The sequence below is a fragment of the Pantoea sp. F_5 genome, assembly GCF_008631595.1.
Taxonomy (GTDB): domain Bacteria; phylum Pseudomonadota; class Gammaproteobacteria; order Enterobacterales; family Enterobacteriaceae; genus Pantoea; species Pantoea gossypiicola.
Window position 1 is genome coordinate 1 of the sequence record NZ_VWUO01000016.1, and the last position, 12926, is coordinate 12926.

The window sequence follows — 12926 nt, forward strand, 5'->3', positions numbered from 1 at the left end:
CAACCTGCTCAACGACAGCCAGTTTAAAAGACAGAGAGTAATCGCGTTGTGTACGTTTAACATACTGTTTCATCACATTCTCCTGAAAACACCGGGTAAATGTGTCAACGCTATTCAGGACGGGTCAGCCGCAACAAAAAAAGGTGCGCCAGAGCGCACCAGATGGGACAACATCAATAGCGTCGGGGCAGCATCACCCCTTGCCTTTAACACTACTGATAAAGGTTTGCCGTGCAGAGGTGGAACCCAGCCGCTCGGCTTCATCCAGCAGTTTCAGCGCCTTGTCGATGTTGCCGCTGTTCACTGCCTGGGTGATCTTCTGATTAAAGTAATGCTCGGTGTCGCTCATGATCGGTTCAGCACGGGCTTTTGGCGCGGGCGCGGCGGCAGGAGCAGGCGCTGCGCTGTAGGCCGTTGCCGCCGGTGCACTGTTACCCACCGTGACCGGGCCTGGCCCGGATGAGCCAAACAGCGGCCCGACCAGAATCGAGGAGCCGGAACTGGTCTGCATCTTCAGCTTTATGGTGCCTTCGCGGCTGTGGCTGGCAACAGGATCGGGGATATCCGGTACGGCATGACCGGTGCCCTGGGCGTAGGCTTTGGCCGGATCGAGCAGCGTGGTGGTCTGCGTCAGGTCGTTGTCAGTGGTGAAGACCAGCAGGTAAATCTTTTGCTGGCCCAGCGCCGGCGTGAGTTTCATCACGCCTTCCAGCCGATCCGCCGTCATCACACCCGGCTTCTGATAGGTAAAGTAGCGGCTGGGAAACCAGGCCGCCGGACGCAGATTTTCATCCAGCACCAGCACGTTAGGCGCAAAAACCTGACCGTTCTGCACAAGGCTGCTCAGCGTCAGCGTCAGTTCGCCAATCGTGGCGGGCAGACTGTAGGCCGCGACCGGCCCGGCAATGTGTGGCGCGTTCAGCGTCTGGCCGCTGTTCGAAAGTGTAGTGGTCTGGGTCTGAGAGGCCGCCAGCGGTTGCCAGCTCAGGCGTTGTAGCGATTCAGGTGCGACGACGGGTGCAGCGGAGAGATCCTGCGGCACCAGATTAACATCGGCCAGGGCAGGCAGAGCGTGCCCTGTCAGCAGCGCCGCACTCAGGCAGAGTGCGGCCAGTTTTTTCATTTTCATTATGCGTACCTTATTACAGGTCGCAGTGTGAACCAGGCAATGGCACACCACGACCAAAGAGATCCCTCAGGCGCGAGGCCGCGCCTGTCAGAAAAGGTTTACCACCAGATTTCCATCTGCGCGCCGAAGGTGACTTCGTCGTTATTACCGCGACTGTTGGTCAGGATGCCGTTGCCGGTAGAGTCAGCCGAGGCGAAGGTGGTGAGATCGCCGGCGCTGTCTTTGTTATAGCCCCACTTCTCATCCCATTTGGCGTAGGTAGCGAACAGACGCAGCGCCGGACGTGACCAGATGCTGTCACCCGCCTGCCACTGCTGTGCCAGCGTCACTTTGTACTGACCATTGCGCTCGCCAGCCTGCTGCGATTTCACGTTGTCATAGCCCAGTTCCAGCAACGTACTCATGATCGGCGTCCATTTGTACATCGGGCGCACACCAACGGTGTACCACTCGGTGCCGCGGTTGTTGTCCAGATCGATGTTCTGATACATGGCGACGTACATCAGGTCCCAGCGTTCTGCCAGGGAGATCGCGCCGTGATCGAGAATACGGTACATGTCACCGTTGTTATTCAGACTGGTGCCCTGCGGCACGCCTTTGCCCTGCGAGGTCAGCGCATCGGTTGCGTATTGCAGCACAAACTTGTTGTAGCCTTTCAGCATGCTCTGGGTATGTTCAGCCGTGAACATCCAGCCATCTTTCGACGCGCCATCTTCCAGACGGTAGTCGTCACGGGCATTGGCACGACCGTAATCGACACCCAGTTCCAGCACGCCATCCGGGTTAGTTTCCAGACCGGCCAGACGCACATCAAACACGTCGTTGGCAGTACTGGTGGCAAAGTCACGGATACGATCGCTTGAGAAGGTATAAGAGCCGCCCGCTTCAGACGAACGGGTTGCTGCGAAAGAGAGCTTACCGAAGCCGAGATCAACATCTTCAAGACCCGCGCCCGGACCGGAGATATCCCAGTAGTAGAAGTCGATCATGTGAACGTCGTGACGCTGGTAGAAACGCTTACCGGCCCAGATGGTGGAACCTGGCAGCGCGTCAATCAGGTTTTTACCTTTGACGTTGGCTTCGCGGAAGGCGGGTGATGTCGCTTCCCAGTCATTCTGCTGCGCCACGGAGTAAGCCACGTTGGTGTCGAAATAGAAGCTTTTGTCGCCCTCTTTCCACACTTCCTGGCCTAATTTCAGTTCGGCGTAGGTTTCACACTCGTTACCCAGACGGTACTTACTTTGAGCACCGGTCGCCTGGAAACATTGTTGTTCGCCACCGCTGCCGGTCCAGCCAATGCCGGAACGGGCGTAACCGGTAAAATCAACCGCCATCGTCGGGGCGGAGAGGGTTCCCACCGCGACGGCAACGGCAATGGGAAGTTTGCGCAGAGTTAACATTTTCTATCTCCTGAGGTCATTGCTTTTATTGTTTTTGGCAGGGCTATACACCCGGCTCCTGATACAGCCTGCGGCACGCGCTCCCGTCCTCACGGAACAGGTGACAACGCTCGGGCGGCAGGCCAATACCAAGGATGGCGCCCTCTTTTACCAGCACGACGTCCTCCTGGCGGTAGACCAGGTTCTGACGGATAGCGGGAATCTCGATGTGAATCTGTGTTTCATGCCCCAGCTGTTCCACCACCTGCACTTCCCCTTCCAGGGTAACGTCGGCGATATCGCTGGAGAGCAGATGTTCGGGGCGAATGCCCAGTGACATATTGCTGCCAACCTGGACCCCGGCGCTGTCCACCGGCAGCCAGACCAGCTGCTGATTCGGCAGCCGCACCTGCACCTGATCGATGGCGGTGGCGGTCACTTTGACCGGCAGGAAATTCATTTTGGGTGAGCCAATAAATCCGGCGACAAAGCGGTTGGCGGGATAGTGATACAACTCAAGCGGCCTGCCGACCTGCGCAATGCGCCCGGCGTCCAGCACCACAATCTTGTCAGCCAGCGTCATCGCTTCGATCTGATCGTGGGTGACGTAAATCATGGTGCGCTTCAGGCGCTTATGCAGACGGGAGATCTCAATGCGCATCTGAACACGTAGCGCCGCGTCGAGGTTCGACAGCGGTTCATCCAGCAGAAAGACGCGCGGCTCCGCCACCAGCGTGCGACCTATCGCCACGCGCTGACGCTGTCCGCCAGAGAGGGCTTTGGGACGGCGATCGAGCAGGTGCGCCAGTTGCAGAATCTCTGCCACCTGATTGACGCGCTGATGGATCTCCGCTTTTTTCACCCCGGCCAGCTTCAGGCCAAACGACATATTCTCCGCCACCGACAGATGGGGATAGAGCGCATAAGACTGAAACACCATGCCGATGCCACGTTCGGCAGGCGGCACCTCATTCATGCGCCGGTCGCCGATTAACAGTTCGCCGCTGGTGATGGTTTCCAGCCCGGCAATCATGCGCAGCAGCGTCGATTTGCCACAGCCCGACGGGCCGACGAAAACAACAAATTCCCCTTCACGAATAGTGAGATCGATATCTTTCGACACCACCGTATCGCCCCAGGCTTTTGTGACATTGCGTAGCACAACGCTCGCCATGATCCCTTCCCTCTTAGCTGCACATTCGTGTCTGCCGGGCGGCAGACGGGTTCCGGGGCTCACTATGCGAGAGGAAACAAGGCGTAACATCCTCCACCGCAGGGCAATCTGCTGGGGGAGGAGGCGGGAGGAGGAGAAACGTGGGCTGACGCGGCAGGCCGCGCGCTGCCGTGCTTTTTTGTGATCGCTGACGCAGACCTGCAGGATTTTTTGCCGCTTCAGCTCGCGCTTAAGGCGCTTTTTGCCAGTGCGATCACAGCGATTACGCAAGGGGCGTAGAGCGCAGGAGGATGAGATGCCGGTGTGGATACGCACAATGATGCCGACAGAGCATTCACCACTTCCGCTAACAGGATGGATTTATGACGATGAAAACCGGAGCACGAATTCTGGCCCTTTCTGCCCTCTCTGCCGTGCTCTTTTCAGCAGGCGCGATGGCAAAAATCGAGGAAGGTAAACTGGTCATCTGGATTAACGGTGACAAGGGATATAACGGCCTTGCCGAAGTGGGTAAGAAGTTTGAGCAGGAGACCGGTATCAAAGTTACGGTCGAACATCCTGACAAAATGGAAGAGAAGTATCCGCAGGTCGCGGCGACCGGCGATGGCCCCGACATTATCTTCTGGGCGCATGACCGTTTTGGCGGCTACGCGCAGTCGGGCCTGCTGGCTGAGGTGACACCGGATGCCAGCTTCCGCGACAAGATCTTCCCGTTCACCTGGGACGCGGTGCGCTTCGACGGCAAGCTGATTGGCTATCCGATTTCAGTTGAGTCGCTGTCACTGATCTACAACAAAAAGCTGCTGCCGACGCCGCCAAAAACCTGGGAAGAGATGGCCGCGCTCGACAAGCAACTGCGCGCTAAAGGCAAAAGCGCCATCATGTTTAACCTGCAGGAGCCCTACTTCACCTGGCCGCTGCTGGCTGCGGGCGGGGCTTATGCCTTTAAGCTGACCGACGGACACTATGACGTGAAGGATGTCGGCGTCGACAACGCCGGAGCGAAAGCGGGCATGCAATTCCTGGTCGATCAGGTTAAAGCCAAAACGCTGAATGCGGACACCGATTACTCCATTGCCGAAGCCGCCTTCAACAAGGGCGAAACCGCCATGACCATCAATGGTCCGTGGGCGTGGGGCAACCTGGATAAGAGCGGCATCGACTATGGCGTCACAGAACTGCCCACCCTGAACGGGAAACCGTCTAAAGCCTTTGTCGGGGTACTGAGCGCCGGGATCAATGCCGCCAGTCCTAACAAAGAGCTGGCAAAGGAATTCCTGGAGAACTATTTGCTGACCGATTCCGGACTGGAAACGGTCAACAAAGACAAGCCGCTGGGTGCCGTGGCGCTGAAATCTTACCAACAGACGCTGGAGAAAGATCCGCGTATCGCCGCCACCATGAGCAACGCGAAACAGGGCGACATCATGCCGAACATCCCGCAGATGGCGGCCTTCTGGTACGCGATGCGCACCGCGACCCTGAACGCGCTGGGCGGTCGTCAGAGCGTTGACGCCGCACTGAAAGATGCCCAGGCCCGTCTGAAGAAGTAATTCTTCCCTTTACAGCCGGGGCAACCCGGCTTGAGTGATCGTTAAGGAAAACCGCATCATGTCAGGAAAACCGAAAACGCGCAGTCTGCTGCTAAAAAGCGTTCTCCTCGGGCTCTGCTGTCTGCTGGTCGGCTATCTGCTGGTGCTGATGTACGCGCAGGGCGAATATCTGTTTGCGCTGCTGACGCTGATCCTCAGCGCGACCGGACTGTGGATTTTTGCCAACCGTCGCGCCTATGCGTGGCGCTATGTCTATCCTGGCGTCGCCGGAATGGCGCTGTTTGTGCTGTTCCCCCTCGCCTGCACTATCGCTATCGCCTTTACCAACTACAGCAGCAGTAACCAGCTTACCTTTGAGCGGGCACAACAGGTGCTGCTGGGCCGCACCTTCCAGTCGGGTGAGGCGGTGAATTTTTCACTCTTCCCGGCGGGCGATCGCTGGCAGCTGGTGCTGAACGATGGCAAAGGCAATTTTGTCTCCCCGCCATTTGCCTTTGGCGCAGATCAGACGCTGAAAATGGCCCCCGCGGCACGCCCTGCAGGCGAACGCGCCAACTTCAGAGTGATCACCACCCATCGTCAGGCGCTGAGCCAGATCCGCGCCGAGCTGCCGGATGGCCGTCAGCTGCGGATGAGTTCGCTGCGTCAGTTCTCTGGTACCCAGCCGCTTTATCGGGTTGGCGCGCATGATGAGCTGATTAACCAGCAGAGCGGCACGCATTACCGCGCCAACCCGCAGACCGGTTTTTATCAGGCCATCATCGCAGACAATAACTGGGGCAACGAAACGCTGAGTCCCGGCTTTACCGTGAATACCGGCTGGAAAAACTTCGTGCGGGTCTTTACCGACGAAGGGATTCAGAAACCGTTCCTGGCGATTTTTGGCTGGACACTGCTCTTCTCGCTGATCACCGTGGTGCTGACCGTCGCCGTCGGCATGGTGCTCGCCTGTCTGGTGCAGTGGGAGGCGCTGCGCGGCAAAGCCGTTTACCGGGTGATGCTGATCCTGCCCTATGCCGTGCCAGCGTTTATCTCGATCCTGATTTTCAAGGGGCTGTTTAACCAGAGTTTTGGTGAGATTAACGTGATGCTCAGCGCGCTGTTTGGTGTGAAACCCGCCTGGTTCAGCGATCCGACGCTGGCGCGTACCATGCTGATCATTGTGAATACCTGGCTTGGCTACCCCTACATGATGATCCTCTGCATGGGGCTGCTGAAGGCGATTCCGGACGACCTCTATGAAGCCTCGGCGATGGACGGTGCAGGACCGCTGCAGAACTTCTTCCTGATTACGCTGCCGCTGCTGCTGAAGCCACTGATGCCGCTGATGATTGCCAGCTTTGCCTTTAACTTTAATAACTTTGTGCTGGTGCAGCTGCTGACCAACGGCGGGCCGGATCGCCTCGGCACCACCACGCCAGCCGGTTATACCGACCTGCTGGTGAACTACACCTGGCGTATCGCCTTTGAAGGTGGTGGCGGGCAGGACTTTGGTCTGGCCGCCGCCATTGCCACGCTGATCTTCCTGCTGGTGGGTGCGCTGGCGGTGATTAACCTGAAAGCCTCGCGGATGAAATTCGATTAATAGCCTGATGGACCAGGTTTAAGGAGCTGTTATGGCTATGGTACAACCCAAATCGCAGCGTCTGCGTCTGCTGACCACGCATCTGCTGCTGCTGTTATTTATTGCCGCGATTCTGTTTCCGCTGCTGATGGTGATCGCGATTTCACTGCGCGCCGGTAACTTTGCCACCGGCAGCCTGATCCCGGAGCAGATCTCCTGGGAGCACTGGCGGCTGGCGCTGGGCTTTAGCGTGGAACATGCCGACGGGCGTGTGACGCCGCCGCCCTTCCCGGTGCTGCTGTGGTTATGGAATTCGATCAAGATTGCGGCCATCAGCGCACTGGGCATCGTGGCGCTCTCCACCACCTGCGCCTATGCGTTTGCCCGTATGCGTTTTACCGGCCGTGCCAGCCTGCTGAAAGGAATGCTGATTTTCCAGATGTTCCCGGCGGTGCTGTCGCTGGTGGCGCTCTATGCATTATTTGATCGTCTCGGCCAGTATCTGCCCTTTATCGGGCTGAATACCCACGGTGGGGTGATCTTCGCCTATCTGGGCGGTATTGCGCTGCATGTCTGGACCATTAAGGGCTATTTCGAAACCATCGATGGGTCACTGGAAGAGGCCGCCGCGCTGGATGGTGCGACGCCGTGGCAGGCCTTCCGGCTGGTGCTGCTGCCGCTGTCGGTGCCGATTCTGGCGGTGGTGTTTATTCTGGCGTTTATCGCCGCGGTGACTGAAGTACCGGTCGCCTCGCTGCTGCTGCGCGACGTCAACAGTTATACCCTGGCGGTGGGGATGCAACAGTACCTCAATCCGCAGAACTACCTGTGGGGCGATTTTGCCGCGGCGGCGGTGCTCTCCGCGATCCCGATCACTCTGGTGTTCCTGCTGGCACAGCGCTGGCTGGTAAGCGGATTAACCGCGGGCGGGGTGAAGGGCTAAACGATCATCATTGTACGTTGCCACTGCTTACACAACGTCTGTTGTGGTTGAATGATTCGGCGGCCAGCGGGCCGCCTTTTTTGTGCTAATCCGCTTCTGAAGTCAGACTACCCGTCACCAGCGTCATCACGATAGCCGCTATCGCATGCTGACCTTCCGGCTTGCTGATATCGCCGCGTGCCACCGCGCCTGCGATGGCATCCGCGCCGCCCAGCAGTCCCCACATGCCAGCTTCGGCAATACCCCTTCTGCCAGCAAAAGGCGCAAGCCAGCGCTGACAGCGGGCAATAAAATCGAGCTGATAGTGGCGTTTGACGGCGGCCAGCTCCGGTGAGGTATTGAGCGCGGACAGCAGTTCGGGGATTTCTCGCCCCTCTGTCATCACACAATCGACATAACAGGCCGCGAGCACGTCCGCTTTTTGTGGTAATTGCATCGGCGCGGCATCCATCGCCGCATTCATCCGCTCGCTCTGGCGGCGATCAAAATCGTCATACAACGCCGCCAGCAGCCCATGACGGGTGGTGAAATGGTCATACACCACCGGCTTACTGACGCCCGCCGCTTCGCCGACTCGCGCCAGGGTCAGCGCCTCGCTGCCTTCGGTTTGCATTATCTGCCACGCGACGTCCAACAACTGCCTGCGCCGGGCCTCGCGTGACAGACGCTTACGGGGTGTTTTTTCAACGGTCATACTATTCCTGATGGGCGAACACACGCTGACCCAGTTGCTGCGCCAGCTGATAGTGCGACTCAGGATAACCTTCATCGCCGATCAGTAACAGCTCACTGGTCACTACCGGCGCACCGCAATAGTCAAAGATGCCGTTTTCAATCTGATTACGCATGCTGGCGAAATAGCCGCGCCGCATAAAGGTTCGGGTGTCCGCCGCGCCGATGGCGACCAGATGAACAGGCAGATGGCCAAGGCGTTTAATCACCCGGCCATCCTCTTCGCTAAAGGCCCAGCCCTGGATAAACACCCGGTCGATCCAGCCTTTAAGCTGTGCCGGGAATGACCACCAGTAAATCGGATAGACCAGCACCAGCGCATCGGCGCAGTCGAGTCGCTGCTGTTCCGCCAGCACATCGGGCGTCGCCGCCCCCTTCCCGTTGAAACGTCGATGATCATCGAGCGTGAAGCGCGGATCAAACCCTTCTGTCGCCAGGTCAGCCTTTTCAACCGTATGGTGCCCTGTCGAGATTATGCCCTGCGCCAGCTGGTCCGCCACGCGATGGGAATGCGCATCCTGATTGGGATGGGAAGTTACTATAAGTGCATGCATCGTTGTCACCTTACCTGATTAGCCGTTAAGCTACTAAAGGTAAGTTACTATTGGTAGGTTAGCAAGCGCAATGTCTGTTCTTCTGGCTGACCGCGTTTATGGTTAAAACGTCGTTGTCGCCAGACCTGCCAACGCCTACCGTCGATAAGCCAGCGAACGCACCAGGCGGTCACCAAGTTTCTGAATCAGCATCACCAGCGCCAGCAACACCACAATGGTGGCCGCCATAATCTGATTATCGAAGCGCTGATAGCCGTAGCGAATTGCCAGATCGCCCAGTCCGCCACCGCCGACTACGCCCGCCATCGCCGAGAAGCCAATCAGCATCACCATGGTCAGGGTAATGCCCGCCACCAGCGCGGGCAGCGCTTCCGGCAGCAATACGCGGCTGACGATATGCCACAGGGTGCCACCCATTGAGACTACCGCCTCAATGCGGCCGCGATCGACCTCATCCAGCGCGTTCTCCACGATGCGGGCAAAGAAGGGAAAGGCACCCAGCGTAATCGGGACAATCGCGGCGGTGCTGCCGAGCGTGGTGCCGACCAGCAAGCGGGTAAAGGGGATCAGAGCGATCAGCAGCACCACAAACGGCAGCGCGCGCCCGGTATTGACCAGCGCATTGAGCAGCAGTGAAATCGCGCGGTTTGGCAGGATGCCCTGGGGACGTGTCAGAAACAGCAGCACGCCTGCCGGTAAACCTATCGCAACCGTAAAGAGTGCCGCCAGCAGCACCATATATAATGTTTCGCCTGTGGCGTTCAACAGCAGTTCCTGAAACCGATCGCTACTCATGCTACGCATCGGGTGAATGCCTCTCGCTGATATTTTTCAATAAACGCCCGGTCCGCTTCGCCCTCCTTCAGCAGCATTTTGCGCAGGCGTCCCTCTTCGCGTCCCATTATCTGGCTCAGCGTGCCGCTCTCGACCAGCTGGCCATTCTCCAGCAACGCCGCACCGTCACAGATACGCTTTACTACCGCCATTTCATGGGTAATCAACACAACCGTGATATTGAGCTGCTGCTGAATATCGGCCAGCAGATCCAGAATCGAGGTGGTGGTTTCGGGGTCCAGCGCGCTGGTCGCCTCATCGCACAGCAGATAACGCGGTCGTGCGGCCAGCGCGCGGGCGATGCCGACGCGCTGTTTCTGTCCACCCGAGAGCTGCGACGGCCAGGCCGACGCGAAGGACTCCAGCCCCACCAGTTTCAGCAGCGAGGCGACCCGCTGGCGGCGTTCCGCCCGGGGCACACCGGCGATCTCCAGCGCCAGATCGACATTGTCCTGCACGTTACGGGAATGCAGCAGATTGAAGTGCTGGAAGATCATCCCCATCTGCTGGCGCTGCTGACGCAGCTGCGCCAGGCTCAGTGCGGCGAGATCCTGACCATCAATCTCAATCCTGCCGCTGGAGGGATTCTCCAGCCGGTTCAGGCAGCGCAGCAGCGTACTCTTGCCCGCCCCACTCCGGCCCAGGATGCCAAAGATGGTGCCCTCTTCAATGGTCAGAGAGATATCGTCTAACGCTGGCGCAGATGCGCCAGCATAGTGTTTGCTGAGATGACTGAGCTTAATCATGCTGCTGGTCCGCGACCGGAATCACAGAGCCCTGATAGGTTTTACGGATGAACTCCGCCACCTGCGGCGAGCGCAGATCTTTCGCCAGCTGAATCACTCGCGGGTCTTTTTCCAGTTCAGGCGTGGTCACCAGCAGGTTGGCGTAAGGGTTATGCGCCGCAGATTCCAGCCCCAGCGCATCTTTCGCCGGATTCAGACCCGCTTCCAGTGCATAGTTGCCGTTGATAATGGCGGCATCAACGTCATCCAGTGAACGTGGCAGCTGCGGTGATTCGATCTCAACAATTTTAATTTTCTTCGGGTTTTCACTGATATCTTTCGGCGTCACCAGCGTCGAGCCCGCCTCGCCCTGCGCGTTAAGTTTAATCACCCCTTTGTCCTGCAACAGCCACAGTGCGCGACTCAGGTTGGTGGTGTTGTTCGGCACGGCAATGCTCGCGCCCTCTGGCAATACCGCCAGCGATTTCACCTTACGCGAGTAGATCCCCAGCGGCTCAATGTGCACACTGGCGACGACAGCAAAGGTTTTCCCCAGCGCTTTCTCCTGATCTTTTAAATAAGGAAGATGCTGGAAGTAGTTGGCATCGACATCCCCGGATGCCAGCAGTTCATTGGCATTCACGCCCCCGCTCAGCTCAACAATGTTGATATCCAGTTTCGGATCCAGCGTTTTGACATACTCCAGGATTTCCGCATGCGGCAGCGGATCGGCCGCCACACGCAGCGGTGCAGCCTGTAAACTTTGAGCAATCAGCAGTGAAAGACCAGCCAGAACCAGAAAGCGCTTTTTAATCATCATCATTTATCTCTTATCGTTATCAGTCGTAGTTTTAGTGGGTGTTGTGTTCGGGGTAGAAACGCTGGGCGACTTCCGGATGCGAACGCAGCCGGCCTTTGAGGTAGTTCCAGCCCACTTCACGCAGGAGCGGGTTAAGCGGATCGCTGCTCGGTCCCTGCGCCAGCTCAGCCAGCTGCGGGGGAAGCTGATAGACTGGCACGACGGCGTCGAGCTGTGCGCCAAGGAAGAAGGCGATGGATAACCGCTCATTGTTCTGCTGCGGCGACACCACGCGGTGTACCGTCGCGCGCAGATAGCCGTTGGTCGCCAGCTCCAGCAGTTCGCCAATGTTGACCACAAACGCGCCCGGCAAAGGTGAGGCATCGATCCAGTTGTCCGGCGTCACTTCAACCTGCAAGCCCGGCTGATCATCCTGTAATAACAGGGTCAGGAAACCCGAATCCTTATGTGCACCTACACCCTGGCGTGATTCACCCTCGGTGCGGCCCGGATAGCGGATCAGTTTGATGTGTTCGTTGGGATAGTCGCCATACAGGTTATCGAAAGCGTTACGTGGCAGGTTCAGCGCTTCAGCAAAGGCGCGCAGCAATTCCAGCGCCACGGCAGTCATCTGCTGCTGCCAGCGGGTCACCACCGTCTGCAATTCAGGCAAGGCTTCAGGCCACTGGTTCGGTCCCTGCATCCGTTGCCAGGTCGGGGAATCGGCGGTGACGGGCAGCGCTTCGCGCTCTGCACCAATATCGAACTGCTCACGATAGTCGGGCTGGCTGCGGGTGATTTCCACGCCCGCCAGGTTGTAACCACGAAAATGCGGTGAGTTGGCCATCGCGACCGCCGTTTTGTCCGCCTGCGGTAGCGCAAAAAACGTCCGAGCGACCCGCTGAACCTCATCCAGTAATTCACGGTCGATACCGTGATTAATTAAGTAGAAGAAACCGACATCACGCGCGGCCTGACTTAATTTTTCAAGAACCTGTCGCTGCTGCTGTTGATTACCTGACAATAATGCGAAATCAATGACCGGCAATTCTGCTGGGGTTAACGCGCTCATGATTAACACTCTGCTGGCATGGAATAGCATTACAGTGCCATTGCAGTTATGCGTTAACTACCAACTAATCCTGCTATGGATATGCGGCGGATGGGAATATCCCACCACACCGCCGCTATTCCACCCGCAGATTACTCTGCGCTACTGCTCCGCTGTTTTGTCGCGACTGAGATATGAACAAAACAGAAACAAAGCCATTTATAAAACAGTCATAAAGGCGGAATATGACCAAATGTTTATGTGCGTAAGCAGGCATGAGTAAGTCCAGTGTACTGTCTTTGCCAGAAAATCCAGTTATTTCGGCTGAAAACTTGCAAAACCTTACATTCGTAGTCTAAGGTTTACCGGCTGCGGTTTCTGCCGCTTCACTTAAAAATTATTCGGCTTCTTATAGCTTTCATTTCCACGGTTTCTTCTGAACATTATTTGCGGCTGCGAAAGCTATAAGACTCCTTCATTGAAGTATCT

The 12926-nt window shown here is 57.5% G+C and carries 12 protein-coding genes; 3 read left to right on the top strand and 9 right to left on the bottom strand.

What is annotated here, in order from left to right; translation table 11 throughout:
- Nucleotides 1-193 precede the first annotated feature (193 nt).
- From malM to malK, 3 genes are all read right to left on the bottom strand, one after another.
- Nucleotides 194-1129: a maltose operon protein MalM gene (gene malM, locus F3I44_RS18290; RefSeq protein ID WP_150015483.1), complete on the bottom strand. Its 936-nt coding sequence runs from the start codon at nt 1127-1129 to the stop codon at nt 194-196.
- A 98-nt stretch (nt 1130-1227) separates the two neighbouring features.
- Nucleotides 1228-2529 (bottom strand): maltoporin, encoded by a 1302-nt coding sequence (locus tag F3I44_RS18295; RefSeq protein WP_150015484.1) that lies wholly within the window; start codon nt 2527-2529, stop codon nt 1228-1230.
- Between the two features lie 43 nt (nt 2530-2572).
- Nucleotides 2573-3682: a maltose/maltodextrin ABC transporter ATP-binding protein MalK gene (gene malK, locus F3I44_RS18300; protein ID WP_150015485.1), complete on the bottom strand. Its 1110-nt coding sequence runs from the start codon at nt 3680-3682 to the stop codon at nt 2573-2575.
- 362 nt (nt 3683-4044) lie between these two features.
- Here malK and malE point away from each other — a divergent pair, with 362 nt between their 5' ends.
- From malE to malG, 3 genes are read left to right on the top strand one after another with little or no spacing between them, the layout of a single operon-like run.
- A complete protein-coding gene (gene malE / locus F3I44_RS18305; protein WP_150015486.1) occupies nt 4045-5235 on the top strand; it encodes a maltose/maltodextrin ABC transporter substrate-binding protein MalE in 1191 nt (396 codons plus the stop codon).
- Nucleotides 5236-5293: 58 nt separating this feature from the next.
- Nucleotides 5294-6820, top strand: coding sequence for a maltose ABC transporter permease MalF (gene malF / locus F3I44_RS18310; RefSeq protein WP_150015487.1), 1527 nt, complete (start codon nt 5294-5296; stop codon nt 6818-6820).
- A gap of 31 nt (nt 6821-6851) precedes the next feature.
- Nucleotides 6852-7742, top strand: coding sequence for a maltose ABC transporter permease MalG (malG, locus tag F3I44_RS18315; protein ID WP_013196178.1), 891 nt, complete (start codon nt 6852-6854; stop codon nt 7740-7742).
- Between the two features lie 85 nt (nt 7743-7827).
- On the opposite strand, the gene F3I44_RS18320 is transcribed toward malG, so the two are convergent.
- From F3I44_RS18320 to F3I44_RS18345, 6 genes are all read right to left on the bottom strand, one after another.
- The gene (locus F3I44_RS18320) at nt 7828-8436 is read right to left on the bottom strand and encodes a TetR/AcrR family transcriptional regulator (RefSeq protein WP_150015488.1); all 609 of its coding nucleotides are present in this window, start codon (nt 8434-8436) and stop codon (nt 7828-7830) included.
- A gap of 1 nt (nt 8437) precedes the next feature.
- On the bottom strand, nt 8438-9028 hold the full coding sequence (locus F3I44_RS18325; protein ID WP_150015489.1) for an NAD(P)H-dependent oxidoreductase: 591 nt from the start codon (nt 9026-9028) through the stop codon (nt 8438-8440).
- A gap of 135 nt (nt 9029-9163) precedes the next feature.
- A complete protein-coding gene (locus tag F3I44_RS18330; RefSeq protein ID WP_150015490.1) occupies nt 9164-9832 on the bottom strand; it encodes a methionine ABC transporter permease in 669 nt (222 codons plus the stop codon).
- Nucleotides 9820-10608 carry a methionine ABC transporter ATP-binding protein gene (locus tag F3I44_RS18335; RefSeq protein WP_150015491.1) on the bottom strand — a complete coding sequence of 263 codons (789 nt, stop codon included), beginning with the start codon at nt 10606-10608 and terminating at the stop codon, nt 9820-9822. Before F3I44_RS18335 ends, F3I44_RS18330 begins: the two co-directional genes overlap by 13 nt.
- Nucleotides 10601-11404 (bottom strand): MetQ/NlpA family ABC transporter substrate-binding protein, encoded by an 804-nt coding sequence (locus tag F3I44_RS18340; protein ID WP_150015515.1) that lies wholly within the window; start codon nt 11402-11404, stop codon nt 10601-10603. Before F3I44_RS18340 ends, F3I44_RS18335 begins: the two co-directional genes overlap by 8 nt.
- A 34-nt stretch (nt 11405-11438) precedes the next feature.
- Entirely contained in the window at nt 11439-12458 is a 1020-nt protein-coding gene (locus F3I44_RS18345) for an isopenicillin N synthase family oxygenase (RefSeq protein ID WP_150015492.1), read from the bottom strand.
- Nucleotides 12459-12926 lie beyond the last annotated feature (468 nt).